Source organism: Brevundimonas sp. UBA5866, assembly GCF_002432125.1.
Lineage (GTDB): Bacteria > Pseudomonadota > Alphaproteobacteria > Caulobacterales > Caulobacteraceae > Brevundimonas.
In genome coordinates this window covers 119,684-145,698 of sequence record NZ_DJFS01000070.1, presented here as the reverse complement: position 1 = coordinate 145,698, position 26,015 = coordinate 119,684, and the positions used below count along the sequence as shown (strand labels likewise).

The window sequence follows — 26,015 nt, the reverse complement described above, 5'->3', positions numbered from 1 at the left end:
GGCATAGTCGTCTGTATGAGTGTTGCCTTTACCCGCGAAGAAGATCTGGAAGCGACCGCCGCCGATCTGGTGGATCGCCCGATCTCGCCCCATCCCAACTGGGTCACTGCCGAGGGGCTGACCCGGATTGAGGCCGCATTGGCACAGGCTCGCGCAGATTATGCCGCAGCCCAGGTTTCTGGGTCGATCGAGGCCGACCGTACCGCAATGGCGCGCGCTACACGCGATCTGCGCTATTGGTCGGCGCGCCGCGCATCGGCCCAGTTGGTCGAGGTTCCCGCCGACGGGCGCGTTCGTTTTGGTGGCAGTGTCACCATCGAACGCGATGATGGCCGCACACAAACCTTCCGTATTGTCGGTGAAGACGAAGCCGACCCCAAAACGGGCTCTGTCAGCCATGTGTCGCCACTGGCCCGTGCGCTCATGGGCAAACGCGTAGACGAAGAGGCCGAAGTCGCGGGCCAGACTATCGCCATCGTTGCCGTAGACGCCTAGGAAAAAGGCCCCCGACCATCGGTCGGAGGCCTGAATGACGCTAGGTCAGGGCTGATCAATAGCCGCCCTTGCCCTTTTCATGCGGTACAGAGCTGTAGCTGCGGACCAGCTGTTCCAGCAGGCGCACCGACCAGCCGGCAGAGCCCGCAGGGCGCATGTCATTGGCACCGCCATAAGCGACATTGGCCATGTCGATATGGGCCCACGGCGTCTCTGCGCGAACAAAGTGGCGGATGAACTCGGCACCCGTACCGGCACCCGGACCGCCTTCGCCACCGTTGCGAAGGTCGGCGATCGGCGAGGACAGGCGACCCTGATAGGCCGGGTTCAGTGGCAGTTGCCACACCTGTTCGCCCGAAGCCTTACCGGCGTTCACGATCTGCTCGGCCAGTGCGTCGTGGCGGGAAAACAGGCCCGCATAGTCCGGGCCCAGCGCGCCGCCGACGGCCCCCGTCAGGGTGGCGATATCGATGATGGCAGACGGGTTGTAACGGGTATCGGCCCAGTGCACGGCATCGGCCAGTACCAGACGGCCCTCGGCGTCGGTCGAGACAATCTCGATGGTCTTGCCATTCATGGCCGTCAAAACGTCGCCGGGACGGATCGCGCCGCCATCAGGCATGTTTTCCGCCACAGCCGCAACGGCCACCACATCGACCGGAGCGCCCGACCGGGCCAGCGCCAGAACGGCCCCCATGACACCGGCGGCACCGGACATGTCCATCTTCATATTGCCCATATTGGCACCGGGCTTGATGGAAATACCGCCCGAGTCAAAGGTAATACCCTTGCCCACCAGCGCGACCGGACCATTGTCGTTGGCCCCGGCACCGCGATAGCGCACGGCAACAATGGCGGGCGGACGCTGGGAGCCACGGCCGACGCCCAGAATGGCCCCCATACCCAGACGCTCCATCGCGGCAACGTCCAGAACTTCAACCGTAACACCCGGCAGACCCGCGAAGGCTTCGCGGGTACGGGCCGCGAAAACTTCGGGATAGACGATATTGGCCGGTTCGTTGGAGATGTTGCGGGTCCAGTAGACCGCATCCACCAGATGACGGCCACGACCGTTGTAATAAGCCTCGGCGTCAGCCTGATCGGACACGACCACCATCGGTGCCGGCGTCTCGCGGCGGGCAGAGGTGTTGTAGAAATCACCGCGGTAGTGGCCAATACCCATGCCGGTCACAAAGGCCGAAACGGCCTCGCCAGCCAGACCGCTGGCCGCGACGGTCAGGGGTGCCGGATCCGACATGAGGGCGCGGCCCGCCAGATTGCCTGCCGTCTGTACATCCGAAGCCGTAGCCTCTTGGCCCAGAGCCTGAACATAGACGCGGTTCCAGCCCGCGACATTGTAAAGGCTGATCGACTTGCGTGCGCCAAAGGTGAAGCGGGCAGCCTTCAGGCCATCGACAATCGCCGTACGCGTCGCATCGTCCAGACCGCGCGCAGCCAGATCATCCTCGGACGTTGCCACGATGACCAGAGTGCCGGACGCCGCCGGAACGCTGGAAGCAAAGCTGACAGCCCGCATCTCGGCATAGCGTGCCGCAGCACCGGCGGGTGCCGCCGGGGCGCGCTCGTTGGCGGCTGGCGCACGGCGCGATTGCGCCTCTGCGGGTTGGGCTATGCCCAGGCCGGATGCTGCCAGCAAGGCAGCCAGCGCAAAGGCGGATTTCTGGTAGTGGCGCATCAAAGTCAGTCCCCTCATTGACGACGTTTGAAGTCTTATGCGGTGCGCCGACCTCTGCGGGCAACCAAACTTGGCGATTTGATGTGGTCGGCGCGACGCCGTGTCACGGCTGTCACTTTATTATCGCCAGCGTGACCGCGCTTGGCGGCCTGCACGGACTGGATAAAGGCACCGACCCATCCCCATGCGGGCTCCTTATGTGTTTTGTGGGGTTCTTCCATTTTCTTGGCTCCATTTTCGCCTTGCTCATTGGCAGCACGGCGTTACTCGGGCAAACGAGCCTTTGGATGGATACATAAGGCAGGCTTATGAGAGACGTGCTTTCAAACATTCCGGTCGACGCCTTGCGGGTGTTTGAAACCGCCGCCCGTTTGAACAGCTTCACTCGGGCAGCAGATCAGTTGGGCATGACGCAGGCAGCGGTCAGCTGGCGCATTCGCGATCTGGAAGAGCGGCTGGGGCATGCCCTGTTTGTCCGCCGCCCTCGCGCTATCGAACTGACGGAACATGGCGAGCGCCTCAACCACGCGGCGGGCGAAGCCATGAACCTGCTCCGCCGCGCCGTCAGGGATGTGATGGAGCTGGACAATAAAGTTCTCAGCGTTACCACGCTCCAGACCATCGCCACCCAATGGCTGGCGACCCGGCTGGGCCAATTCCAGCTGGCCAATCCTGATCTGGCGGTAAAGGTTATGACGGGTAATACCCTGTCCAACCTGTCGGGTGACGGCATGGATATAGGGCTCAGGTACGGAGAGGGTCGCTATCCCGGTATCGAAAGCCGACTGCTGATGCCTGCAGTTTTCACGCCGCTTTGCAGTCCGGACATGGCCAAGGCCCTGAACCTGTCATCCCCCGAAGACCTTCTTCGCGCGCCCCTGATCGGCCAGGCCATCGAATGGGATGAATGGTTCAAGGTCGCAGGCGTAAAGAGACAATCACCGCCCGCACCACAGCAACTGTTCATCGAAAATCAGGGTGTCGAAGTCTCGACCGCTATCAGCGGGGCGAATGTGGCGCTGGGATCTCCGATCCTCTACGCCCGCGAAATCGCAATGGGACTGTTGGTCCAACCGTTCGACCATACAGTGCAACTGGGGGCCGGATATTGGCTCTGTTACCCCGAAAACCGGCGCGCCATTCCCAAGATCGCCCGGTTTCGCGACTGGGCTTTGGCCACAACCCGCGAAGACCCCCGCGTGGCCAGGCTGTGCCGCGAGCACGGCATTGAAATCGGCCAACGGCCATAAAGAAAGGGCGGGACCTTTCGATCCCGCCCTTCCGATAGATCAGCTTGAGCTGATGGACTTCTTTAGAAGTCCATGCCGCCCATGCCACCCATGCCGCCCATGTCCGGAGCGCCGGCAGCAGCGGCCTTCTTCGGAGCATCAGCGATAGCGGCTTCGGTGGTGATCAGGATGCCGGCAACCGAGGCAGCCGACTTCAGAGCCGAACGCACGACCTTGGCCGGATCGATCACGCCCATTTGGACGAGGTCGCCGTACTCTTCGGTCTGGGCGTTGAAGCCGAAGGTGGCTTCGGTCGATTCCAGAACCTTGCCGACCACGATCGAGCCTTCGACGCCCGAGTTTTCCGAGATCTGACGGATCGGAGCCTGCAGGGCGCGGCGGACGATGTTCACGCCAGCCTTTTGGTCAGCGTTGGCCACTTCGATGTTGGCCAGAACCTTCGAGGCCTTCAGCAGGGCCACACCACCGCCCGGGACGATGCCTTCGTCAGCAGCGGCGCGGGTTGCGTTCAGGGCGTCGTCGACGCGGTCCTTCTTTTCCTTCACTTCGACTTCGGTCTCGCCGCCGACGCGCAGGACGGCAACGCCACCGGCCAGCTTGGCCAGACGCTCTTGCAGCTTCTCGCGGTCGTAGTCCGACGAGGTGTCTTCGATCTGGCGCTTGATCTGGCCGACGCGGGCTTCGATCGAGTCCTTGGAGCCGACACCCTCAACGATGGTGGTGTCTTCCTTGGTGATGACGACCTTCTTGGCCTTACCCAGCATGTCGAGGGTAACGGTTTCCAGCTTGATGCCGAGGTCTTCCGAGATGACTTCGCCGCCGGTCAGGATGGCGATGTCTTCCAGCATGGCCTTGCGGCGGTCGCCGAAGCCCGGAGCCTTGACGGCAGCAACGCGCAGACCACCGCGCAGCTTGTTGACGACCAGGGTGGCCAGAGCCTCGCCCTCGATGTCCTCAGCGATGATCAGCAGCGGACGGCCCGATTGCACGACAGCTTCCAGGATCGGGAGCATCGGCTGCAGCGAGGTCAGCTTCTTCTCGTGGAGCAGGATGAGCGGCTCTTCGAGAACGGCTTCCATCTTGTCGGCGTTGGTGATGAAGTACGGCGACAGGTAGCCGCGGTCGAACTGCATACCTTCGACGATGTCGACCGAGGTTTCAGCGGTCTTGGCTTCTTCGACGGTGATGACGCCTTCGTTGCCGACCTTGTCCATGGCTTGAGCGATCAGGCCACCGATTTCGGTGTCGCCGTTGGCCGAGATGGTGCCAACCTGAGCGATTTCCGAGTTGTTCGAAACCGGCTTCGAGATCGACTTCACTTCTTCCAGAACGGCTTCGACAGCCTTGTCGATACCGCGCTTCAGGTCCATCGGGTTCATGCCGGCGGCAACGGCCTTCAGGCCTTCTTGCACGAGGGCTTGAGCCAGAACGGTTGCGGTGGTGGTGCCGTCACCCGCCTTGTCGTTCGCCTTCGAAGCGACTTCGCGGATCATCTGGGCGCCCATGTTCTCGAAGGCGTCTTCCAGCTCGATCTCTTTAGCGACCGACACGCCGTCCTTGGTCGAGCGCGGAGCGCCGAAGGACTTCTGGATCACGACGTTGCGGCCCTTCGGGCCGAGGGTCACCTTGACGGCGTTGGCCAGGATGTTGACGCCCTTGAGCATCTTGTCGCGGGCATCGGTGTTGAACTGTACGACTTTAGCAGCCATGAGTTCTGCTCCTATATAACTGGTTTATCTAAGGAATTTCGAGACAACCGGGTGCTTATGCGAGCACGCCCAGGATGTCCGATTCCTTCATGATGATCAGGTCTTCGCCTTCGATCTTCACTTCGGTGCCCGACCATTTGCCGAACAGGATGCGGTCGCCGACCTTGACGTCCATGGCAATGTGCTTGCCGTCTTCGTCACGGGCACCCGGGCCAACCGCGATCACTTCGCCTTCTTGCGGCTTTTCCTTGGCCGTGTCCGGGATGATGATCCCGCCCTTGGTCTTGGACTCTTCTTCAACGCGCTTGACCAGCACGCGGTCGCCGAGAGGACGAAACGCCATCTGATGATCTCCAGTTTAAATATCTGCCTTAGCAGCGGGAGGGAGGGATTTAGCAGTCCGCCCCCTCGAGTGCTAACGGCGGGGAGTTAGGCACCGGCACAAAAGGGGTCAAGGGGCGCTTCGAATAAAAAATCGCCGAAATTTTGAACATGACTGGAAAATGAACGGACGCCCTTGGGGTCGTTCAGATTGCCCCCGCTATACCTGTCCTCAAGTTCAACACCGGCTTTGAAAGGAGCCCGCCCATGAAGACCCTGTCGAAAATCGGCGTCGCGGCAATCGCCCCGGCTCTGGCCCTGACCCTGATGGCCTCGCCCGCCTCGGCCCAGCGTTATCACGACCGCGATCGCGGCAATGACACCGCCAAGGATGCCGTGATCGGTGCTGTCGTGGGCGGTCTGGCCGGTGCAATCATCGGCAATGGCGATGGCCGTTATGTCGCCGGTGGTGCGCTGGCCGGTGCAGCCGTCGGTGCCACCTCTTCCAATAACCGCAGCGACTGCAACTATTACCGCGGTGGCCGCTGCTACCGTAACCAAGGCCACTGGGAGCGCGAGCACGGCATCAACAGCCGCGACCGCTACAACTATGATCGCCGCTATTCTTACGACCGTGGCTATCGCGACAACCGTCATTATGACCGTGGCTACCGCTACGACCGTCGCTGGTAATCCGTAGCGTCTCACCTGAAAGGGCCCGCTTGAAAAAGCGGGCCTTTTTTATTGCTACAGTGTCTGGTGACGGGCCTTGCCGATCATACCCAGATGGGTGATCCCGAACGCCTGCGCAGACTTGAGGCCATAGCCCAGCATGCGGTCAAAACCGATGTGGGCCAACCAGACCAGTCCCGCCAGCACCGCCCATTGAGCCGCAAACGCAAAGCCTGCCCCCATCAGGACCAGCGGCAGTATCAGGCTGTGGGCCAGATTATAGACCACGGCTCCTGTGCGTGGACCTACGGCATAGGCCGCCATTGACAGATCCGGCACCAGAAACAGTCCGAGATAGAGAAGCCAGCTTCCGTCCAGTCTGAAGAAGGCCAAAGTCGCAGCCACCAACAGGACCCCACCCTCGGTCCGCTGCCATCCCCCCGCGACAAACATTCAGGTCAACCTTTTCAGCAATTCCAATGTCGAGGGGTCCAGTTCATCGGCCCCGCCCGCCGCCACGCTCATCACCGAGCTGGCCATAGCCTTACCCAGTTCGACCCCCCATTGGTCAAAGCTGTTCACGTCCCAGATCACGCCTTCGACAAAGGTTTTGTGCTCGTAAAGGGCGATCAGCGCCCCAAGGGTGAAGGGATTGACCCGGTCCATCACAATCGTGGTGGAAGGCCGGTTTCCGGGGAAGGTCTTGTGCGGTGCCAGTCGCGCCGCCTCGGCCTCGGAATGGCCCGCTGCCAGCATCTCCGCATAGGCGGCCTCGGTCGATTGCCCCACCATCAACGCGCGGGACTGGGCCAGCGCATTGGCCCATAGCTTCTGCTCGGGCCCGTCATCATGGGTCTGGCGTACGACGATAAACTCGGTCGGCACGACCTGGGGGCCCTGATGAAGCTGCTGGAAGAAGGCGTGCTGTCCGTTGGATCCCACCTCACCGAAAATGACGGGGCAGGTGGCATGCTCGATAGGATGGCCGTCACGGGTCACGCGCTTGCCATTGGATTCCATTTCCAGCTGCTGGAGATAGGCCGGAAAACGTCGCAGCACATAGGCATAGGGCGCGACAGAGCGTGCCGTACGCCCCAGACCGTCAACATTGTAAATCTGCGCCAGCGCCATCAGCACAGGTCCGTTCCGGTCCAAGGGGGCCGTGATGAAATGTTCATCCATCGCTTCCGCGCCCTGCAAAAGCTGTTCGAACACATCCCATCCCAGAGCGATTGCGACCGAAAGACTGACCGGCGACCACAAGGAGAAGCGACCGCCGACCCAGTCCGAAAAGGTGAAGGTCTGGCCACATCCAAACTCTTCGGCTTTTTCGGGCGTTGCCGTCACGCCGACGATCTGGCGGGCGATATCTGCCCCTTCGGGCAGGCCGGCTTCCAGCCACGTCCTGACCGCCTTGGCATTGGCAATGGTTTCCAGCGTGGTGAAGGTCTTGGAGACGACGATCACCAAGGTCGTTTCAGGATCCAGTCCTGCCAGCGCCTCCTGCCGGTCTGCCGGATCAATATTGGCGACAAACCGGACCTGGAATGTCGGGAAACGGGTCCGCAGGCCCTCCCACACCACGCGCGGCCCCAGATCGGACCCGCCAATACCGATATGGACGACAGCCTGGATCGGTTTGCCGGTCGCGCCGCAGATAGTGCCGTTGCGCACCCCGGTCGCGAAATCTTTCAGGGCCCTGCGCTGGGTCTGGACCTCTTCGGTGATGGACACACCCAGAGCGCTGAAATCCTTGTCCTCGGAGGCGCGCAGGGCAGGGTGCAGAACGGCACGGCCCTCGGTCGTATTGACGGCTTCGCCGCCGAACAGGGCATCACGGCATTCCTCGACACGTCTGGCGCGCGCCAGGTTGAGCGAGGCCAACAGGCCCGCACGGGTCCAGCTCTGCTTTGACAGGTCGATGTACAGACCCGCCGCCGAGACGGTCAGGCGCTCCAAGCGCTCCGGATCCTTGTCGAACTGGTCAACAATCGAGGCCTCGCGATCATGCATAGCCACAGAGACAAGCCTGGACCAAGCGTCGTCCGCAGTGAGGATCGTCTCGGGTTCAGCCAACAGTTTCAGCCCTCGTTTACCGGCGTTACTTTAAGAATGCGACTTTCAGGGAAACGGTCGCAAAGGGGGACTCTAACCCGTCCATAAACGGGTTGGAGTGGAAAATACCATGAGTTGCAACATTGTACTTGCAGCAGCGCTGCTATTTGCACCACAGGACGCCGCAGCAAACGTAGCCGCACCCGCGACGGTTTCATCAACGCCATTATCCGACGAAGCCGGTTTCAGGGACATAATCCTCGAAGCCGGAGCCTTGCGCGATATGGCACGCTCATGGCTGTCATCCAGTGAGATCACCGCGGATCTGTTTGTTCAGACCCAACCTTACCTGGTCTTCAAGACACGGGCGTTACGGTTGGCGCAGGCCAATATGGACGCCCACCATACGATGAAGGCGCGTGGTACAGACGGCGACCTGACCTGCATCCTGCGCGGTATATCCGAAGACATTCCCAAAAAACTCGATCTGATCGAAGCGGCCCGCAACGGTGACGAGAGGCGACAAGCCGCCGACGAGATCGCCTATCTACTGAATGACAATGTGGAGGTGATACTGGCGCCTCCCCATACCGATTAGGGGCGCGAGGCCTGTTTGACGGCCTTTATGACCACGCCCTCCGTCAGAATCTGGGGCAGGATTTCCGGTTCGGAACGACCCGCTCTGTAAACCAGATAAAGCGGCACACCGGAGCGGCCATGCCGTTGCAGCTCCGCCGTGATGGCCGGGTCGGACCGCGTCCAGTCCCCGACCAGATAGACCACACCCGCCTCTTCAAAGGCCCTGGTCGTCGTGTCCGAAGACAGGGCTGTCCGCTCGTTGATCTTGCAGGTCACGCACCAGTCGGCGGTGAAGTTCACCACCACCGGCCGCCCTTCAGCCAAGGCTTGCGAAACGGCCTGAGGGGACCAGGGCTGTGAGGGCAGGGCCGAGTGTGTCCCTGATCCTTGCGCCAGCACTGGCGTCCGCATCGCGATCATGGCCGCCCCCGCAAAGGCCACGGCCACAAGCCCCAAACCAAGCCCAAAACCAGGCCTCGAACCACGCCGCGCATCACCGCCCTGCACGCGGCCATACAGCCAGAGACCCAACGCCAGAAGAGCCGCAGACACGCCCAGCCAGAGCAGGGCATTTCCGGTTTGACGCGCGAAAACCCAGCCCAGCCATAGTGCCGTGCCATACATGGGTAGTGCCAGCAGATTCCGAAGACGCTCCATCCACCGGCCGGGCCTGGGCAAGCCGCGCAGCAGTCGCGGACTGAAGCTGATCAAGACATAGGGTAGCGCCAGCCCCGCACCCAGCATCAGGAAAATGCCCAAGGCCATCGGCCAATCCAGCAGGAGCGCCGCACCGATCGCCACCGCCATAAAGGGTGCCGTACACGGTGCCGCCACCACGACCGCCAGAACCCCCGTCAAAAAGGCTCCTGCCACGCCCGAAGGTTGACCGCCCATCTGGCCCAGCTGCTGCAGTCTTCCTCCAAAATGGAAGACGCCCGAGAGGTTCATCGCCACCGCAAGCATCAAAAGGGCCAGCGCCGCAACAACCGCAGGCGATTGCAACTGGAACCCCCAGCCGATGCCCTGACCAAGGGCGCGCAGGCCGATCAGGATTCCAGCCAGAACCGCAAAAGTCAGCAGCACACCCGCCGCGAAGGCCATACCGTCCTTGCGCAACCCTTCCGGATCGTGGGCGGAACGCGTGAGGGCCGCCGCCTTCATGGCCAGCACCGGAAAGACGCAGGGCATAAGGTTGAGGATCAATCCGCCAAGAAAGGCGAACAGGGCAGCCTTTAGAAAGCCCGTCCCGGATACGTCGCTTACAGAAACCTCTGTCGACAGCAAACCCTTGCCGGTCGTGCCGGCAATCGGTTGTCCCGCCGTCGCGGTAACTTCCCACGCCCCCACATCGGTCGCGATTATTCCACTGACCCGTTCGGACAAACCGGCCTTGGTCGCCCGTCCCGGCACAACGCTGAACGTCAGTCCTTGCGGCCCCAGCTCGGCTTTCTGGGCCGCCGCATGATCCAGGACGCTTTGATCATAGGGAAAGAAATAGGCCTGTCGCGGCGAAAGGTTCGACAGCGGACCGCCCGCCGCGCTGATGACCACCCGGCCATCGACCAGCGCGGCACGGGCCTCGATCGCTGCGGCACGGGGCGCTCCTGTCACCACCGCTTCGATGGATGCGCCGTGAACAGGATCAAGAGGGGCCGCCCCCGCTCCAACCTCAAGATCCGCCGCCAGCGTCATCTCCACCGGAATGCACATCTCGTCGCTACAGACGAGGAAAAGCACTTCGGCAGAAATAGGTTGGATGGATCCCGCTTTCAGACCGGCGGGCACTTCTATGGCCACGGGAAGATAGACCTGACCGCTATAGACATAGCTCATCAGCCCCATCAGGGCCTTGCGCTCGGGTCGGGGCCAGACAAAGCCGTCGGCCTTGAAACCGTCCGGAAGGGACCAGACCGCCTCGGTCGGCCCGCCGGAATCTCCGGGGTTACGCCAATAGGTGTGCCAACCGGGCGCGATTTTCTGTCGGATCGCCACAATGGCCGTAGAGCCGGGCGTGATCCACCGGCTCATCGGCACCAGTTCCGCTTCGATATGCGGATGACGTTGCACGCCCTTGGCCGGAGCAGCCGCCGTCGCCTGCGCATAAAAGCTCAGGGCCGCAATCCAGACGATCAGTAAAAGTCTCAGAGGCGAGGTCATGGTCGATCCCGTTTACGCCGATCAGGATCGCCTTAGCGACCCTAATTCGACGAGAACAGTCGACACGGTGTCCTATCGCGTGGCTTTGGCCTATCGGCGCGGCGCGGCCTCGGCCCGCACCTCGGTGCGACGGCGAAGCGGCTCGTTGATCTGGCCTTCACGGGCACCTTGAGCGCCCACGGCCGAGACTTCGAACACGGGGGCCGGCCATCCCTGTGCAGCCAGCGCATCACGCACGGCCTGCGCGCGGCGCTCGGACAGGGATTGATTGACATTGCTGCCGCCGGAAGCATCGGACAGGCCCACCACCGAGACCTTGCGGATGTCGCAACCGGACAGTTGCTGTCCGGTCATCTGCAGCAGTGTCAGGGCAGACGGTGCCAGACGCGCCTGTCCCTCGTCGAAATAGATCTCGAACGAACGGTCCGTGCAATTCACCGGCGCGACAAGCGCATCGCGCGTGGCATAGCCGCTGCTTCCGGTCGAGCAGGCCGACAGCACCGCACCACCGGCAACAACCGTCGCCAGAACCGCTACTAGTTTCATCTCACGCGAACAGGTCATGCCCCAACCTCCTTCGAACCCAGTTGATATTTAGCGAGCATGAAAAAAGCGGCCTCAAGCCGAGACCGCTTTTTCCAGCAGACCCCGTCAAAGGGTCCAATGCTTCAGCGGTGCATCAGTAACGGCGCTGGCCGTTCTCCCAATAGCACTCCTGCTCACGGCCATCGTAGCAGTAGTAGTAACGGCCTTGGCTGTCGCGGTAACGCTGCTGGTTGTTACGGTCCTGAGCCGAACCGCGTACTGCGCCCGCAGCGCCACCCAGAACGGCACCCAACGCGGCACCGCGACCGGCGTTGCCATCGCCGACATTATTGCCGATGATCGCACCTGCCACGGCACCCAGAGCAGCACCGGTGGCACCCTGACGGACAGCCTGGCTGTTGGTGTTGATACCGCCGCCACCACCGTAATAGGGGTCGCTGGCGCAGGCGGTGACCAGAAGGCCGGCACCGGCCAAAGCGATGATTGCCTTGTTCATGGTAAAATCCTCTCGCAGTCTTGTTGCAGCCCCGATTAGACACCAACGATCCGGGCGGCTCCCGGTTCCGGCCGATGCTGCATTACAGCCCCGCTATCATCCGGAACCTAGACAGATGCTGAACGTTCGCTGCGGATGCCCAATGTTGAACACCCAGAGCTCCCCAAAGACCAGACATCCGGTTCCGGGAGCGGATTCACAACGACGCTGACCCCGGCGGTCACCCTTGGCAAGATCATCATGCTGATCAACCCGATGTCGGGCGGTGTGGGCAATCGCGCCGGGGACGAGGCAAAAGCCATCCTGTCCGAGTACGATGTGGACGCCGACGTCCGCATTCTTGAGGGTGATGGATTTGCCGACACCATCGATGAGGCAATCTCCGAGCGACCCGATGCGCTTTTTGTACTGGCCGGTGATGGCACTGCCCGCTCGGTCGCCACCCTGGCCGGTCAGAAGGATGTTCTGGTCGCAACCCTTCCGGGCGGCACCATGAATATGTTGCCCAAGGCCCTTTACGGCACGGGCGACTGGAAAAAAGCCCTCCGGCGTACACTGGAGCAAGGCGAGCCGCGCAAGGTCGCAGGCGGTGCCATCGGCGAGGAATATTTCTACTGTGCAGCCATCATGGGCGCTCCTGCACTGTGGGCGCCTGCACGCGAAGCCATTCGTTCCGGCAAGCTGGGCGAAGCGTGGTCCAAGGCCAGGCTGGCCTTCCGCCGGGCCTTCTCGGGCCGCATCCGTTTCAGCCTGGATGGCAAGACAGAAGAAAAGGCCGAAGCCCTGGTTCTGATCACCCCTTTGATCTCCAAGGCCTTCAATGAGTCCGATCCCGGACTGGAAGCCGCGGCGATGAAAACCGCCGACACAGGCCAGGCCTTGCGACTGGCTGCCAACGCCCTGTTCAATGACTGGCGCGATGACGAGGCCGTGGATACCCGCCGCACCCGCAAGGTCAAACTGTGGGGGCGTTCACGCATTCCTGCCGTCATTGACGGTGAGACCGTGCCGGTCGGCAAGGAAGCCGAAGTCCGCTTCGTGCCCCATGCTTTCACAGCCCTGGCTCTGTCACCCCAAGCCGTGGAAGATGCCGGTTGATGGGCGTCATACTGCAATTCTCGGACATCCATTTCGGCGTCGAGCACAAGGCGGCAGTCGATGAGGCTATGGCCTATGCCCATGCCTATCAGGCCGATCTGAACCTCATCACCGGTGACATCACCCAGTCAGGCAAACGCTCGGAGTTCGAGGCCGCTGCCGAATGGATCAAGGCCCTGCCCGAGCCTGTCTTCGTCAGCGTCGGCAATCACGATGTTCCCTATTGGGATGTGTTCGCGCGATTGTTCTGGCCGTGGAAAGCCTTCGAGACCGCAACCGGACATCCGGCCCATGATCACGAGTTTACCGCGCCGGGCTTGATGGTGCGCGGGGTGACAACGGCACGTGGCTGGCAGGCACGGCTGAACTGGTCGAAGGGGGTGATCGATCTGGATCAGACCCGCAGGGCAGCCGAAGCCTTGCGGCAGACCCCGCCCGACACCCTGCGTATCCTGTCCTGTCACCATCCTCTTATCGAGATGATCGACGCCCCGATGACCGGAGAGGTCAAAAGAGGCGACCGCGCCGCCCGCATCTTTGCCGAGGCCGGTGTGGATCTGATCACCACGGGCCACGTCCATGTGCCCTTTGCCCTGCCCATCGATATGTCGGGCAAGCCCTGTTACGCCGTGGGCTGTGGCACCCTGTCTCTGAGAGAACGCGACAGCTATCCCCCCAGCTTCAACCGCATCGAATGGGATGCCCACAGCATCACCATCACCGTGGTGACATGGGACGGACTGGGTTTTGTCGATGGCGAGCGATGGACGCTGAAACGCCGTCAAGACACACGCCACAACGAGACCGCGCCGGATCCCGACGCCCCCGGCGCCCTCGAGGCGGATACACTGGGCATGTAGCCTAGGTCAGCAGGTGCTTCAGCACACTGTCCAAAACCGGACGTCCACGCGGGGTGGCCCGTATCCGGCCCGAAACGTTCTCCAGAAAGCCGTCCCCGATCAGGTCGGCCACCGGTCCGCCGCTGCCGTCCAGCCCCAGACGCGCCAGTACGGTCATGGGCACGCCCTCAACCGTCCGTAGGCCCAGAAGCACACGCTCCTCATCGGCATCCGCAGGCGACAGCACTTCCATCTCCTGCCAGGGGTCATGCCGCGCCACACCGGCAAGGTAGTCCGCGATCCGCCTATGGGCAACGGTGGCCGTGCGGCCTGTGGATGTGGTCAGACGTCCGTGTGCCCCCGGTCCGACGCCGATATAGTCCCCTCCGCGCCAGACGTGCAGGTTGTGGCTGGAACGGGCCGACACTGCATTGGCGTGGTTGGAAACCTCATAGGCCTCGAACCCGGCCTTTTCGAGCAGGCTCTGCGTCTCCTCATAGAGAGCCGCCGCATGCTCGTCGTCCGGAGGGACCAGTTGCCCGCGGGCAAAGGCCCGGCCAAAGGCGGTGGTCGGTTCGATCGTCAGTTGATAGGGCGAGATATGTTCAAACCCCAAATCAAAAGCCGTCTGTAGCTCGTGACGCCAGTCCGACACGGTTTGATCGGGACGGGCGTAGATCAAATCTATCGACAGGCGCGGAATGGTCCGCACCGCGATCTCTGCCGCCCGACGGGCCGAGCGGGCGCTATGGTCGCGGCCCAGAAACCTCAACGCGGTATCGTCGAAAGACTGTATCCCCATCGACAGCCGCGTCACACCCGCATCGGCCAGTGCCCGATAGCGGTCGGCTTCAGCATCCGTCGGATTGGCCTCCAGAGAGACTTCGATCGGATCGTTCACGGGAAAAAGGGCCTGCGCCTCCTCCAGCACCCGCGCGACAGCCGATGGCTTCATCAGGGAGGGCGTTCCGCCACCGAAGAAGACCGAAGCCAGTCGGCGCGGCCCCAACAGGACTGACTGCGCCCTCAGGTCGGCGATGATGGCCTCAACCAGGGCGTCCTGCTCCTCCACGCGGCCACGGTCGCGCACCACGTTGAAATCGCAGTACGGGCATATCCGCGCGCAGTAGGGCCAGTGGACATAGAGGGCGACCTGCCCATCCGTATCCGGAACCGGTTCAATCAATCAGAACAGCCTTGAGACGATCAAAGGCCAGGGCGCGGTGGCTCATGGCGTCCTTGGCCGCAGGTTCCATTTCCCCGAATGTCAGCTCATGTCCGGCGGGTTGGAAAATGGGGTCGTAGCCAAAGCCACGGTCTCCGCGCGGTGGCCATACGACCTCACCGTCAACGCGCCCCTCGACCACCACACAGGTCCCGTCCGGCCACGCCACAGCCAGGGCAGAGGTGAACCACGCCGAGCGGTCCTTGGACCCAGTCTCGTCCAGCCGCTCCTCGACCTTCTGCATGGCCAGGCCAAAATCCTTCGTCGGTCCGGCCCATCGTGCGGAAAAAATGCCCGGCGCGCCGTCGAGAGCCGCAATGGACAACCCCGAGTCATCGGCCAGACAGACCTCACCGGATAGGGCAGCAGCATGTCGTGCCTTCAGCATGGCATTGCCGACAAATGTGCTCTCCGTCTCATCTGGTTCGGGCAAATTCAGCTCGCCTGCTGTGACAATCTCGTAATTTCCGTCGAGCAGGGCTGCGATCTCGCGAGCCTTGCCAGGATTGTGGGTCGCAGCGACCAGCCGCATCCCCTTGATAAGACGAAGTTTCATGATGCCATCCTAGGCCGATTTGGAACCTTGCGAAAGTTTAATATCGTTAAACGATATGTAACGTGCTTTCGAAAGCCGGTCTCACTATGTTCATTTTCAAGGACGACGGGTCGCAACGTTCTCAAGCAAGGCCAAGACGGCATGCTTAAACCCCGCGACAGAACATACGCACAATCCTGTGCCTTTTGGAGAGACTGTTATGCAAACGATGAAAGCTTCCCTGATGATGGACAAAATCGGCCACATCTTCGTCAACACGATCCTGATTGCTGCCCTGCCGGTCGCAGCCCTGTCCAGCATCATCCAAGCTCTGTAATAGCAGCAGAGCTTTGACGGACGTGCCAAAGATCGCGAAAAGAATAGCTGCGTCCTTCGAGTGATTACCCGGGGCGCAGCTCCTTTCTCCGATCACAGCGGATCAACGCCTTATGGGACTGCAAACTTCCTTCCGAAGCTTCTTCTCCCGCAAACGTACACCTGCCCGTTCGCTGGACGGGCAAACCGGCTGGACACTGCCGGCCCGAGCATTGAAGCTGCTGATTGATATCGCCTTTGCGATCTCGGTCGCTTTGACGCTGGTTTTCGTGATCGTCTTCGTGATTGCGATTTTCATTCCCCTCGACAAGTTCAGCATTTCCGTCGGTGACGGTGGCGCGACGAGGCAGATGCCTCTGACCCGCAGCCTTGTGCTGTTCGTGATGGGCATGGTGCCGATCTATCTTTCCGGTTTGGTCGTCATCCTTCGTGCCCTGAGACAGATTTTCCGGACGGTTCTCATCGGAGATCCCTTCCAGCCCGCCAATATCGTGAGACTGCGACTGCTGGGTTCGGTCCTGGCCTTTGTCACGCTCTGCGGCTGGGGCTCACGCATGCTGGTCGCCAACAAGCTGGCCCTGGGTGCCGTGGAGGCTCCGGGTTACGGTGAGCTGATCACCCCCGCGCTCGCTATCGTCATCACCTTTACGCTCGCCGAACTTTTCCGCGAGGGTGCCCGTCTGCGTCACGAAACAGAACTGACGATCTGACCAATAACCGTTAGAAGCATTGAATCATGGCTATCAGCGTCCAACTCGACCGTCTTTTGGCAGAACGCCGCATGTCTCTGACCGAGCTTGCGGACCGCGTCGGTGTGACCGTAGCCAATCTGTCCATTCTCAAGACCGGCAAGGCCCGCGCTGTTCGCTTCTCGACGCTGAGTGCCCTTTGCCGTGAACTGGATTGCCAGCCCGGCGATCTGCTCGCCTTCATCCCCGGTCCTGCCGCCCAAGACGTCGAAGACTGAGGCGGTTGGCCCGCCGTCCGCCAAAACCCAGCGAAGACGACCGCCGCCTGTGGAAACGGGTGACGCACACAGTCACGCCCAAATCCCCGACCAAGTCCGATTACATAGCGCCAGATGCCGTCGAAGCGGCTCTGGCCGAAATGGCCGCCATCCTCGGTGAGCCCGATGCCCCGGCAAAGCCGGTAAAATCGCGGGCGGCTCGCAGGAAACCTGCCAAGACCGCCGCCGTCACCTCGGCCTCTGCGGGCGAGAGCATCATGGCGGTGATGCCGGTGAAGGCGCGACCGCTGCCCAGCGCGACCGTCCAGCGGCCCGCCCCGGAAATCATCGAGCCGAACCGGAAGAAGCGCCTGTCCCGAGAGCGCGACCCGATCGAGGCCCGCATCGACCTGCACGGTTTCGGCCGGTTCGAGGCCGAGGACGAACTGCGCGCCTTCCTGATGAGCTGTCAGGCGCGGGGTATGCGCTCGGTTCTGGTGATCACCGGACAGGGCCGTCAGGGCGGCGGCGTCATCCGCTCTTCGTTCGAGGAATGGATGGCCAGCCCGTATCTGCGTCTGATCGTGTCCGGCTATTCCATCGCCCACCAGAGGCACGGCGGCAACGGCGCCTTCTACGTCACGCTGCGCCAGCGCTAAATCACGACTGGGCGTTACGCACCGCCGCCGCGCCTGCAAAGGGCGTAATCACCAACGCGAACAGCACATAGGCCCCGAGCAGTGCCATCGCCGGCCCGACTGGCTGCCCGTTAGCCGCACGCGCCAGCGCCCCTGCGCCAAACACGACCGGCGGAATAAACAGCGGCAAGACAATCACCGCTATCAGCACGCCCCCACGCTTAGCTCCTAGCGCCAAGGCTGCGGCCAGCGCCCCCGTAAAGGCAAAGCCCAGCCCGCCGATCAGCGCCGTCAGGCCTGTCAGACCCACCAATCCGGCATCCTGCCCCAGGGCCAGCGCCACCACCGGTGCCATCACCGCCAGCGGTACGCCATTGGCCAGCCACTGGGACACAGCCTTTACCACCACAACAGCTTCCAGCGGCATATGGCCGAGCGACAGGATATCCAGCGAGCCATCTTCCAGATCGCGCTCGAACAGACGCTCTAGCGACAGCAGCGACGCGACCGCCAGCGCGACCCACGCCGCGCCCGACGCAATCGGGGCCAGACCGGCCTGATCGCCACCGATGGCCAACGGCAGCATGGCGGCAAAACAGATCATAAAACCGCAGGCCAGAAGCGGCCCGCCGCCACCTCCCCAAGCCAGCGACAGCTCGCGCCGGAACAGGCTGAACAGCGCGCTCATGACCGCCCTCCCAGATCGAGAGGCACAGTATCGAAGGGCAGGGGGTCATGCACCGCCGCGATAATCATACCGCCACCGGCCAGATGCGCCTGCATCAAGGTGCCCATCCGCTGGCGCCAGACACTGTCCAACGGTGCCAGCGGTTCATCCAGCAGCCACAGCGGACGCGGTGCCGATATCAGACGCGCCATCGAAACCCGCCGCTTCTGCCCCGCTGACAGACGCCGTGTTTCCAGATCAAGCAGAGGCTCCAGCTGGAGCTGCTCTATGGCCCGCGCCATCCCCTCGGGAGATCCTCCCAGAAAACGGTTCTGGAAATCCATTTCCTGACGTGCCGTGCGTGTGGGTTTCAGGCCTTCCAGATGACCTGTCAGATGCAGCCCCCTGTGACGGGCCTCTGCGGCTTCGACCTCGCCCCCGTTTCCGACAAAGGCGATCTGGCCCGCATCCGGGCGGATAAATCCTGCAACAGCCCGTAACAGGCTGGACTTACCGGCCCCGTTACCGCCCGTCAGACTGACAGCCTCTCCGCGGCTAAGCTCCAGAAAAAGCTGGCCAAACAATAGTCTGTCGCCACGCATGAGGGCGAGATCGGCAATCCTCAGACCGTCCAGCACTTGCGAACCTCTCTCAATATCCCCGTCATGTGTGTGGATACATGGACGTGCCCCACGGGCATGCTTATATGCCAATACGCCGCAGCAGGCTTTCGCCGCGCGCGCAAGGGACCTGTGTGCCCTTTCGTCCGACGCGCGAAGGTGCAACCGAATTTCCGGGCGGCATTTGTCAGAGGACCCTCACATGCCGTCGATTGACAGCCTCAAGACCCGTCAGGACCTTACGGTCGGACGCAAGAAATACGCCTATTACAGCCTTCCGGCCGCAGAGGAAGCCGGTCTGGCCGGTATCTCGCGCCTGCCGCGCTCGATGAAGGTGCTGCTGGAGAACCTGCTCCGCAACGAAGACGGCGTGTCCGTCACCGAAGACGACCTCAAGGCCGTCGCCGCATGGCTGGAAAACAAGGGCACCGTCGAGCACGAGATCGCCTTCCGCCCGGCCCGCGTCCTGATGCAGGACTTCACCGGCGTTCCGGCCGTGGTTGACCTTGCCGCCATGCGCGATGCCATGGCCAAGCTTGGTGCCGATCCGGCCAAGATCAATCCGCTGAACCCCGTCGATCTGGTCATCGACCACTCGGTCATGGTGGACCACTTCGGCAGCCCGCAAGCCTTCGACCAGAACGTCAAGCGCGAGTATGAGCGCAACATCGAGCGCTATAACTTCCTGCGCTGGGGCTCGTCGGCCTTCAACAATTTCCGCGTCGTTCCTCCGGGCACCGGCATCTGCCACCAGGTAAACCTCGAACACCTCGCCCAGACCGTCTGGACCGGTGACGAAGGCAAGAAGACCGTCGCCTATCCGGACACCGTGGTCGGCACCGACAGCCACACCACCATGATCAACGGCCTGTCGGTTCTGGGCTGGGGCGTCGGTGGTATCGAGGCCGAGGCCGCCATGCTGGGCCAGCCGATCCCGATGCTGATCCCGGAAGTCATCGGCTTCAAACTGACCGGCAAGCTGCCGGAAGGCGCGACCGCGACCGATCTGGTGCTGACCGTCACCCAGATGCTGCGCAAGAAGGGCGTGGTCGGCAAGTTCGTCGAGTTCTTCGGTGACGCCCTGACCGGCATGACCATCGAGGATCAGGCCACCATCGCCAACATGGCTCCGGAATACGGTGCCACGTGCGGCTTCTTCCCGGTTAGCCAAGCCACTCTCGACTACCTGCTGGCCACGGGCCGCGAAAAGGCCCGCGTCGCTCTGGTCGAGGCCTATGCCAAGGCCCAGGGCCTGTGGATCGACGAGAATTCGGAAGATCCGGTCTTCACCGACGTTCTGGAGCTGGACATCTCGACGGTCGTGCCGTCGCTGGCCGGTCCGAAGCGTCCGCAGGACCGCGTTGAGCTGACCACTGCCGCATCGGAGTTCGAAGGCCACCTGACCGGCACCTTCGCCCGCGACGCTGATGCTGCCCGCGCTCCGGTCGAGGGCAAGGACTTCACCGTCGGTGACGGCGATGTCGTCATCGCCGCCATCACCTCGTGCACCAACACCTCGAACCCGAGCGTGCTGATCGCCGCTGGCCTCGTGGCCCGCAAGGCCAAGGCGCTGGGCCTGTCGCCCAAGCCGTGGGTCAAGACCTCGCTGGCACCGGGCTCGCAGGTCGTGACCGACTATCTGACGGCCTCGGGCCTTCAGGCCGACCTCGACGCCATGGGCTTCAACCTCGTCGGCTATGGCTGCACCACCTGCATCGGCAACTCGGGCCCGCTGGATCCGGCGATCTCGAAGACGATCAACGACAACGCTTTGGTCGCTGTCTCGGTGCTGTCGGGCAACCGCAACTTCGAAGGCCGCGTGAACCCCGACGTTCAGGCCAACTATCTGGCCTCGCCGCCGCTGGTGGTGGCCTATTCGATCGCCGGTTCGATGCGCATCGACATCACCAAGGAACCGATCGGTCAGGACAAGGACGGCAAGGACGTCTTCCTGAAGGACATCTGGCCGACGACCGAGGAAATCGCTGCCATCCAGCGCAAGGCCGTCACGCCCAAGATGTTCGCCAACCGCTATGCCGACGTCTTCAAGGGCGACGAGCACTGGCAGGCTATCGAGGTCACCGGTGGCCAGACCTACGCGTGGGACGACAACTCGACCTATGTGCAGAACCCGCCGTATTTCGAAGGCCTGTCGATGGAACCGGCTCCGGTCGAGGACATCGTCGAAGCCCGCATCCTCGGCATCTTCGGTGACTCCATCACGACCGACCACATCTCGCCCGCCGGCGCGATCAAGAAGGCCTCGCCTGCGGGTGCCTATCTGACCGGTCACGGCGTCGATACGCTGGACTTCAACTCCTACGGTGCCCGTCGCGGCAACCACGAAGTCATGATGCGCGGCACCTTCGCCAACATCCGCATCAAGAACCGCATCACGCCGGAAATCGAAGGCGGTGTGACCAAGCACTTCCCGTCCAAGGAAGTGATGTCGATCTATGACGCGGCCATGCGCTATCAGGGCGAAGGCCGTCCGCTGGTCGTGTTCGCGGGCAAGGAATACGGCACCGGCTCCTCGCGTGACTGGGCGGCCAAGGGCACCCGTCTGCTGGGCGTTCGCGCCGTCATCGCCGAAAGCTTCGAGCGTATCCACCGCTCGAACCTGGTCGGCATGGGCGTCGTTCCGCTGCAGTTCAAGGAAGAGGGCTGGCAGAAGCTGAACCTGACTGGCGAAGAGATCGTCACCATCCGTGGCCTGACCGACGCCAACATCGGCAAGCTGAAGCCGCGCCAAGACCTGTGGGTCGAGCTGTTCCGTCCGGCCGACGGCAAGATGGCCCGCTTCCCGGTCCGCTGCCGCATCGATAACCAAACCGAGCTGGACTACTTCAAGGCCGGTGGGGTTATGCCGTACGTTCTGCGGAACTTGGCCAGCGCAAAATAAGATCAGGTTCTAGAACTTAGTCTGGGAAAGGCGGCCCACTCGGGCCGCTTTTTTTATGGCCTCATCGCCGATCCTTAGCCGTCACCGAATTCCAGTTCTGTAGCTTCCCACAGAGGATTGCGATTACGTGCGAGCTAGCTATTGGAACGTAACGCGAACAATTGTATAAACGTATTAATGATCTTGTTCTGACCTTGAGTCATGGGGCTAAAAATTTGGCTAGGGATGTTAGGGAAGTTGCAAATGCTATCCTTGACGTGGCGGACGCAAACGGCCTGACCTTATCCAACCTCCCTTTGAACAAAATCATATATTTCGCTCATGCTTGGTATCTCGCCCAGTATGGCGAACCCCTAGTAGATTCCGCGTTTGAAGCTTGGCAGCACGGCCCAGTTCACCCTCAAGTATATCGTCAACTTCGTAGTTACGGCGACAAACCTGTACGAAAGCGCCTGACTCGAATTGACTTCGATACAGGCGAAGACGTTCCTGTACAGTCGAATTTAAGCGTTCAAGAGTACAACCACATCGAGCAGATGACTAAGTTTTACGGAACAAAGTCTGCTTACTGGCTAGTTGAAAAAACTCACGAACCTGGCGCCCCTTGGGACCAGATTTGGACAGCAGCTGAACAGAAGCCAATGCCCGGTATGGTTATTCCAGACTCCATCACCGAATCATATTACCGTGATATCTTAAAAAGGCGCGTGTAACTAATATGGCTGATCTTCGCAAAACTCCATCTGTTCAACATGCTGTGGCGTTGATCCGCCCAACTGTCGAGGCAACGCTCCTCGAGATGGAGAAATTAGACGCCGCGAAGATCCCCTTTTCACTCAACCCAAGTCGCAAGCTCTTCAAGCCGCTTATGGAAGGGTGCACCCTAGACTGGGCATTGCGTCAGATTGAGGCAGAGAAACATCTCAAGAATATCGCTCCCAATAAAGATCTGACGACAGCCTTCTTTCACTACGCTTCCTCAAAAAAAGTGTCGTGGTTTCGTGAACCCGAGCCTTTTATGTACCCCATTGGTAGTGGCGTAATGATTCCCGTCAGACCCTCGGGGTTTTGGGTAGAAGATGGTCGCCTACAAGTACTTTGGGCCCAGAGCTGGAAGGGCCGAACCCTAGATCCGCTTCAAAAGGCGATCTTCAACACGATCCTGCAACAAACATTCTTTGTCGGGGACTTTAAGGATGCTGGATTGGAATGGGTCGATCTATCCGAGAAGCATCCTCGCGCAGGCCGCGAAGTGGAAATACTGGACAGCGCGAGTCTGGGCACAGTGACGCACGCTGAACTTAATGAAGCGTTGGGCATCTTGCTCGAGGCGTTCGAAATTCATGCTCAACGTAAAGCGGCACGAAAGGCAGCCGACAAGGGCGAGCGTAAGCCCAAGGATCGCGGCCCCGATCTGTTCGATTTTCCAGAGCCTAAGTAGATAATATCATACTAAAAAGCCCCCTCGGATCACTCCGAGGGGGCTTCTTGATTTCATCGCTAGGCGTTGGGCCGAGGCTTACTCAGCAGCGACGCGGTCCGCGTATTCTTCGATCTGGTCGAAGTTCATGTAGCGGTACACGTCGGCGGCGTTCTCGTTGATGACGCCCATTTCGGCCATGTACTCTTCCACGGTCGGCAGGCGGCCCAGCTTGGAGGCCACGGCAGCCAGTTCGGCCGACGACAGGAAGACGTTCGAGCCCTTGCCCAGACGGTTCGGGAAGTTGCGGGTCGAGGTCGAAACCACGGTCGCGCCTTCCTTCACCTGAGCCTGGTTACCCATGCACAGCGAGCAGCCCGGCATTTCCATACGGGCACCGGCACCGCCGAGGGTCGAGTAGTGACCTTCCTTGGTGAGTTCCGAGGCGTCCATCTTGGTCGGCGGGGCGACCCACAGGCGGGTCGGGATGTCCTTCTTGCCCTTCAGCAGCAGCGAGGCGGCGCGGAAGTGGCCGATGTTGGTCATGCACGAACCGATGAAGACTTCATCGATCTGGGTGTTCTGTACTTCCGACAGCAGGCGGGCATCGTCCGGATCGTTCGGAGCGCACAGGATCGGCTCCTTGATCTCGTTCAGGTCGATTTCGATGACGTGCGCGTATTCGGCGTCGGCATCGGCTTCGAGCAGGTTCGGGTTGGCCAGCCAAGCTTCCATGGCGTCGATACGGCGCTGCAGGGTGCGGGCATCCTGATAGCCGTCGGCGATCATGTTCTTCATGAGCACGATGTTCGAGGTCATGTACTCGATGATCGGCTCTTTGTTCAGCTTGACGGTGCAGCCCGCAGCCGAACGTTCAGCCGAGGCGTCGGTCAGCTCGAAGGCTTGCTCGACCTTCAGGTTCGGCAGGCCCTCGATTTCGAGGATGCGGCCCGAGAAGGCGTTGATCTTGCCAGCCTTGGCGACGGTCAGCAGACCTTGCTTGATGGCGTAGTACGGGATGGCGTGGACGAGGTCGCGCAGGGTGATACCCGGCTGCATTTCGCCCTTGAAGCGCACCAGAACCGACTCCGGCATGTCCAGCGGCATCACGCCGGTGGCCGCACCGAAGGCGACCAGACCCGAGCCAGCCGGGAAGGAGATGCCGATCGGGAAGCGGGTGTGCGAGTCACCGCCGGTGCCGACGGTGTCCGGCAGCAGCAGGCGGTTCAGCCACGAGTGGATCACGCCGTCGCCCGGACGCAGGGCCACGCCGCCACGATCCGAGATGAAGTGCGGCAGTTCGCGGTGGGTCTTGACGTCGACCGGCTTCGGATAGGCGGCGGTGTGGCAGAACGACTGCATCACCATGTCGGCCGAGAAGCCGAGGCAGGCGAGGTCTTTCAGCTCGTCGCGGGTCATCGGGCCAGTGGTGTCCTGCGAGCCGACCGTGGTCATGCGCGGTTCGCAATAGGTACCCGGACGGATGCCTTGGCCTTCCGGCAGGCCGCAGGCACGACCGACCATCTTCTGGGCGAGGGTGTAGCCCTTGCCCGTGTCACCCGGAACGACCGGCAGACGGAACTCGGTCGACGGAGCCAGACCCAGAGCCTCACGGGCGCGGGCGGTCAGCGAGCGGCCGATGATCAGGTTGATACGGCCACCGGCTTGGACTTCGTCCAGCAAGACCTGCGACTTCAGCTCGAAGGTGGCGACGGTCTCGCCGTCCTTCACGATCTTGCCTTCGTACGGGTAGATGTCGATGACATCGCCCATGTTCAGGCTGGTCACGTCGACTTCGATCGGCAGGGCGCCGGAGTCTTCCTGGGTGTTGAAGAAGATAGGAGCGATCTTGCCGCCCAGGGTCACGCCGCCGAAGCGCTTGTTCGGCACGAACGGGATGTCCTGGCCGGTGGCCCAGATCACCGAGTTGGTGGCCGACTTACGCGACGAGCCGGTGCCGACAACGTCACCGACGTAGGCGACGAGGTGGCCCTTAGCCTTCAGGTCTTCGATGAACTGGATCGGGCCACGGACGCCGTCCTGCTCAGGCGTGATGCCCGGGCGTGCGTTCTTCAGCATGGCCAGATAGTGCAGCGGGATGTCCGGACGCGACCATGCATCCGGCGCCGGCGACAGGTCGTCGGTGTTGGTCTCGCCGGTCACCTTGAAGACGGTGACGGTGATCTTCTCGGCGACCTTGTCGCGCGAGGTGAACCATTCGGCGTCTGCCCACGACTGGATCACGGCCTTGGCGTTGGCGTTGCCGCCCTTGGCCAGTTCGTTCACGTCATGGAAGAAGTCGAACATCAGCAGGGTCTTCTTCAGACCCTCGGCAGCGACGGTGCCGACCACTTCGTCCGACAGCAGGTCGATCAGCGGCTTGACGTTGTAGCCACCAACCATGGTGCCCAGCAGTTGGGTGGCATATTCGCGCGACAGGTTCGGAACCTCGAAGTCGCCGTGGGCCACAGCCGACAGGAAGGAGGCCTTGACCTTGGCGGCGTCATCAACGCCCGGCGGTACACGGTGAGCCAGCAGCTCGATCAGTTCTTCCGACGACGCTTCGGCGGTCGGAGCCTTGATCAGTTCGATCAGTTCAGCAGTTTGCTGGGCCGAAAGCGGCAGGGGCGGAATGCCCAGAGCCGCACGTTCGGCAACGTGTTCGCGATAGTGTTGCAGCATCAGCGTTGACCTGTGTGTGGTATCCCCGACAGCCTCGCAAAAGGCCGCCAAATTATTCGTGCGAGGCCTTTCCCATATAAAGAATAGGGTCGCAATAGAAGGCCGCAGGAACGGTATTCGATGTACGTCGT

At 61.7% G+C, this 26,015-nt stretch carries 25 protein-coding genes; 12 read left to right on the top strand and 13 right to left on the bottom strand.

The genetic code is table 11. The features are described from left to right. The first annotated feature begins 15 nt into the window (after positions 1 to 15). Positions 16 to 495, top strand: a complete 480-nt coding sequence (greA, locus tag B3H86_RS08450; protein WP_292052897.1) for a transcription elongation factor GreA — start codon at positions 16 to 18, stop codon at positions 493 to 495. Positions 496 to 550: 55 nt separating this feature from the next. Here the strand turns inward: greA and B3H86_RS08445 are convergent, their stop codons facing one another. Then, on the bottom strand, positions 551 to 2,209 hold the full coding sequence (locus B3H86_RS08445; RefSeq protein ID WP_292052894.1) for a leucyl aminopeptidase family protein: 1,659 nt from the start codon (positions 2,207 to 2,209) through the stop codon (positions 551 to 553). A 290-nt stretch (positions 2,210 to 2,499) separates the two neighbouring features. On the opposite strand from B3H86_RS08445, the gene B3H86_RS08440 reads away from it, so the two are divergent. Continuing rightward, a complete protein-coding gene (locus tag B3H86_RS08440; protein ID WP_292052891.1) occupies positions 2,500 to 3,441 on the top strand; it encodes a LysR substrate-binding domain-containing protein in 942 nt (313 codons plus the stop codon). A 62-nt stretch (positions 3,442 to 3,503) separates the two neighbouring features. Here B3H86_RS08440 and groL read toward each other — a convergent pair whose 3' ends face one another. Then, on the bottom strand, positions 3,504 to 5,150 hold the full coding sequence (gene groL, locus B3H86_RS08435; protein ID WP_292052889.1) for a chaperonin GroEL: 1,647 nt from the start codon (positions 5,148 to 5,150) through the stop codon (positions 3,504 to 3,506). Positions 5,151 to 5,205: 55 nt separating this feature from the next. Beyond that, complete coding sequence (groES, locus tag B3H86_RS08430) at positions 5,206 to 5,493, bottom strand: co-chaperone GroES (RefSeq protein WP_292052885.1); 288 nt, start codon at positions 5,491 to 5,493, stop codon at positions 5,206 to 5,208. Positions 5,494 to 5,738: 245 nt separating this feature from the next. On the opposite strand from groES, the gene B3H86_RS08425 reads away from it, so the two are divergent. Beyond that, positions 5,739 to 6,164: a hypothetical protein gene (locus tag B3H86_RS08425; protein ID WP_292052884.1), complete on the top strand. Its 426-nt coding sequence runs from the start codon at positions 5,739 to 5,741 to the stop codon at positions 6,162 to 6,164. A gap of 54 nt (positions 6,165 to 6,218) precedes the next feature. On the opposite strand, the gene B3H86_RS08420 is transcribed toward B3H86_RS08425, so the two are convergent. After that, positions 6,219 to 6,596 (bottom strand): DUF4260 domain-containing protein, encoded by a 378-nt coding sequence (locus B3H86_RS08420; protein WP_292052882.1) that lies wholly within the window; start codon positions 6,594 to 6,596, stop codon positions 6,219 to 6,221. Then, entirely contained in the window at positions 6,597 to 8,201 is a 1,605-nt protein-coding gene (gene pgi / locus B3H86_RS08415) for a glucose-6-phosphate isomerase (RefSeq protein WP_292052951.1), read from the bottom strand. A 127-nt stretch (positions 8,202 to 8,328) separates the two neighbouring features. On the opposite strand from pgi, the gene B3H86_RS08410 reads away from it, so the two are divergent. Next, the gene (locus tag B3H86_RS08410; RefSeq protein WP_292052880.1) at positions 8,329 to 8,796 is read left to right on the top strand and encodes a hypothetical protein; all 468 of its coding nucleotides are present in this window, start codon (positions 8,329 to 8,331) and stop codon (positions 8,794 to 8,796) included. On the opposite strand, the gene B3H86_RS08405 is transcribed toward B3H86_RS08410, so the two are convergent. The 3 genes from B3H86_RS08405 to B3H86_RS08395 form a co-directional block, all read right to left on the bottom strand. Beyond that, positions 8,793 to 10,934: a protein-disulfide reductase DsbD family protein gene (locus tag B3H86_RS08405; RefSeq protein WP_292052878.1), complete on the bottom strand. Its 2,142-nt coding sequence runs from the start codon at positions 10,932 to 10,934 to the stop codon at positions 8,793 to 8,795. The genes B3H86_RS08410 and B3H86_RS08405 overlap by 4 nt on opposite strands. Before the next feature lie 90 nt (positions 10,935 to 11,024). Beyond that, a complete protein-coding gene (locus tag B3H86_RS08400) occupies positions 11,025 to 11,498 on the bottom strand; it encodes an OmpA family protein (RefSeq protein ID WP_292052875.1) in 474 nt (157 codons plus the stop codon). 115 nt (positions 11,499 to 11,613) lie between these two features. Beyond that, positions 11,614 to 11,976 (bottom strand): glycine zipper domain-containing protein, encoded by a 363-nt coding sequence (locus B3H86_RS08395; protein ID WP_292052872.1) that lies wholly within the window; start codon positions 11,974 to 11,976, stop codon positions 11,614 to 11,616. A gap of 135 nt (positions 11,977 to 12,111) precedes the next feature. Between B3H86_RS08395 and B3H86_RS08390 the strand changes: the two genes are divergently transcribed. Both B3H86_RS08390 and B3H86_RS08385 read left to right on the top strand, forming a co-directional pair. Next, positions 12,112 to 13,074, top strand: a complete 963-nt coding sequence (locus B3H86_RS08390; RefSeq protein ID WP_292052870.1) for a diacylglycerol/lipid kinase family protein — start codon at positions 12,112 to 12,114, stop codon at positions 13,072 to 13,074. Next, positions 13,074 to 13,934, top strand: coding sequence for a metallophosphoesterase family protein (locus B3H86_RS08385; RefSeq protein WP_292052867.1), 861 nt, complete (start codon positions 13,074 to 13,076; stop codon positions 13,932 to 13,934). Before B3H86_RS08390 ends, B3H86_RS08385 begins: the two co-directional genes overlap by 1 nt. 1 nt (position 13,935) lies before the next feature. On the opposite strand, the gene hemW is transcribed toward B3H86_RS08385, so the two are convergent. Together hemW and rdgB are read right to left on the bottom strand one after the other, a co-directional pair. Next, a complete protein-coding gene (gene hemW / locus B3H86_RS08380) occupies positions 13,936 to 15,099 on the bottom strand; it encodes a radical SAM family heme chaperone HemW (protein ID WP_292052866.1) in 1,164 nt (387 codons plus the stop codon). Further along, positions 15,092 to 15,694, bottom strand: coding sequence for an RdgB/HAM1 family non-canonical purine NTP pyrophosphatase (gene rdgB, locus B3H86_RS08375; RefSeq protein WP_292052863.1), 603 nt, complete (start codon positions 15,692 to 15,694; stop codon positions 15,092 to 15,094). The genes hemW and rdgB overlap by 8 nt, the downstream gene beginning before the upstream one ends. A gap of 428 nt (positions 15,695 to 16,122) precedes the next feature. Between rdgB and B3H86_RS08370 the strand changes: the two genes are divergently transcribed. From B3H86_RS08370 to B3H86_RS08360, 3 genes are read left to right on the top strand one after another with little or no spacing between them, the layout of a single operon-like run. Continuing rightward, positions 16,123 to 16,719: a DUF2975 domain-containing protein gene (locus B3H86_RS08370; protein ID WP_292052861.1), complete on the top strand. Its 597-nt coding sequence runs from the start codon at positions 16,123 to 16,125 to the stop codon at positions 16,717 to 16,719. Positions 16,720 to 16,745: 26 nt separating this feature from the next. Beyond that, positions 16,746 to 16,976, top strand: coding sequence for a helix-turn-helix domain-containing protein (locus tag B3H86_RS08365; protein ID WP_292052859.1), 231 nt, complete (start codon positions 16,746 to 16,748; stop codon positions 16,974 to 16,976). A gap of 5 nt (positions 16,977 to 16,981) precedes the next feature. Next, positions 16,982 to 17,614: a Smr/MutS family protein gene (locus B3H86_RS08360; protein WP_292052858.1), complete on the top strand. Its 633-nt coding sequence runs from the start codon at positions 16,982 to 16,984 to the stop codon at positions 17,612 to 17,614. Between the two features lies 1 nt (position 17,615). Here B3H86_RS08360 and ccmB read toward each other — a convergent pair whose 3' ends face one another. Further along, positions 17,616 to 18,281 (bottom strand): heme exporter protein CcmB, encoded by a 666-nt coding sequence (ccmB, locus tag B3H86_RS08355; RefSeq protein ID WP_292052856.1) that lies wholly within the window; start codon positions 18,279 to 18,281, stop codon positions 17,616 to 17,618. After that, positions 18,278 to 18,898: a heme ABC exporter ATP-binding protein CcmA gene (gene ccmA / locus B3H86_RS08350; protein WP_292052855.1), complete on the bottom strand. Its 621-nt coding sequence runs from the start codon at positions 18,896 to 18,898 to the stop codon at positions 18,278 to 18,280. Before ccmA ends, ccmB begins: the two co-directional genes overlap by 4 nt. A gap of 184 nt (positions 18,899 to 19,082) precedes the next feature. Here ccmA and acnA point away from each other — a divergent pair, with 184 nt between their 5' ends. The 3 genes from acnA to B3H86_RS08335 all read left to right on the top strand — a co-directional run bounded on the left by acnA (position 19,083) and on the right by B3H86_RS08335 (position 23,223). Next, a complete protein-coding gene (gene acnA / locus B3H86_RS08345) occupies positions 19,083 to 21,782 on the top strand; it encodes an aconitate hydratase AcnA (protein ID WP_292052854.1) in 2,700 nt (899 codons plus the stop codon). Between the two features lie 161 nt (positions 21,783 to 21,943). Continuing rightward, entirely contained in the window at positions 21,944 to 22,495 is a 552-nt protein-coding gene (locus tag B3H86_RS08340) for a Panacea domain-containing protein (RefSeq protein WP_292052852.1), read from the top strand. Positions 22,496 to 22,500: 5 nt separating this feature from the next. Continuing rightward, positions 22,501 to 23,223: a hypothetical protein gene (locus B3H86_RS08335; protein WP_292052850.1), complete on the top strand. Its 723-nt coding sequence runs from the start codon at positions 22,501 to 22,503 to the stop codon at positions 23,221 to 23,223. 78 nt (positions 23,224 to 23,301) lie between these two features. Here B3H86_RS08335 and acnB read toward each other — a convergent pair whose 3' ends face one another. Then, positions 23,302 to 25,884: a bifunctional aconitate hydratase 2/2-methylisocitrate dehydratase gene (gene acnB, locus B3H86_RS08330; protein ID WP_292052848.1), complete on the bottom strand. Its 2,583-nt coding sequence runs from the start codon at positions 25,882 to 25,884 to the stop codon at positions 23,302 to 23,304. Positions 25,885 to 26,015: the final 131 nt, after the last annotated feature.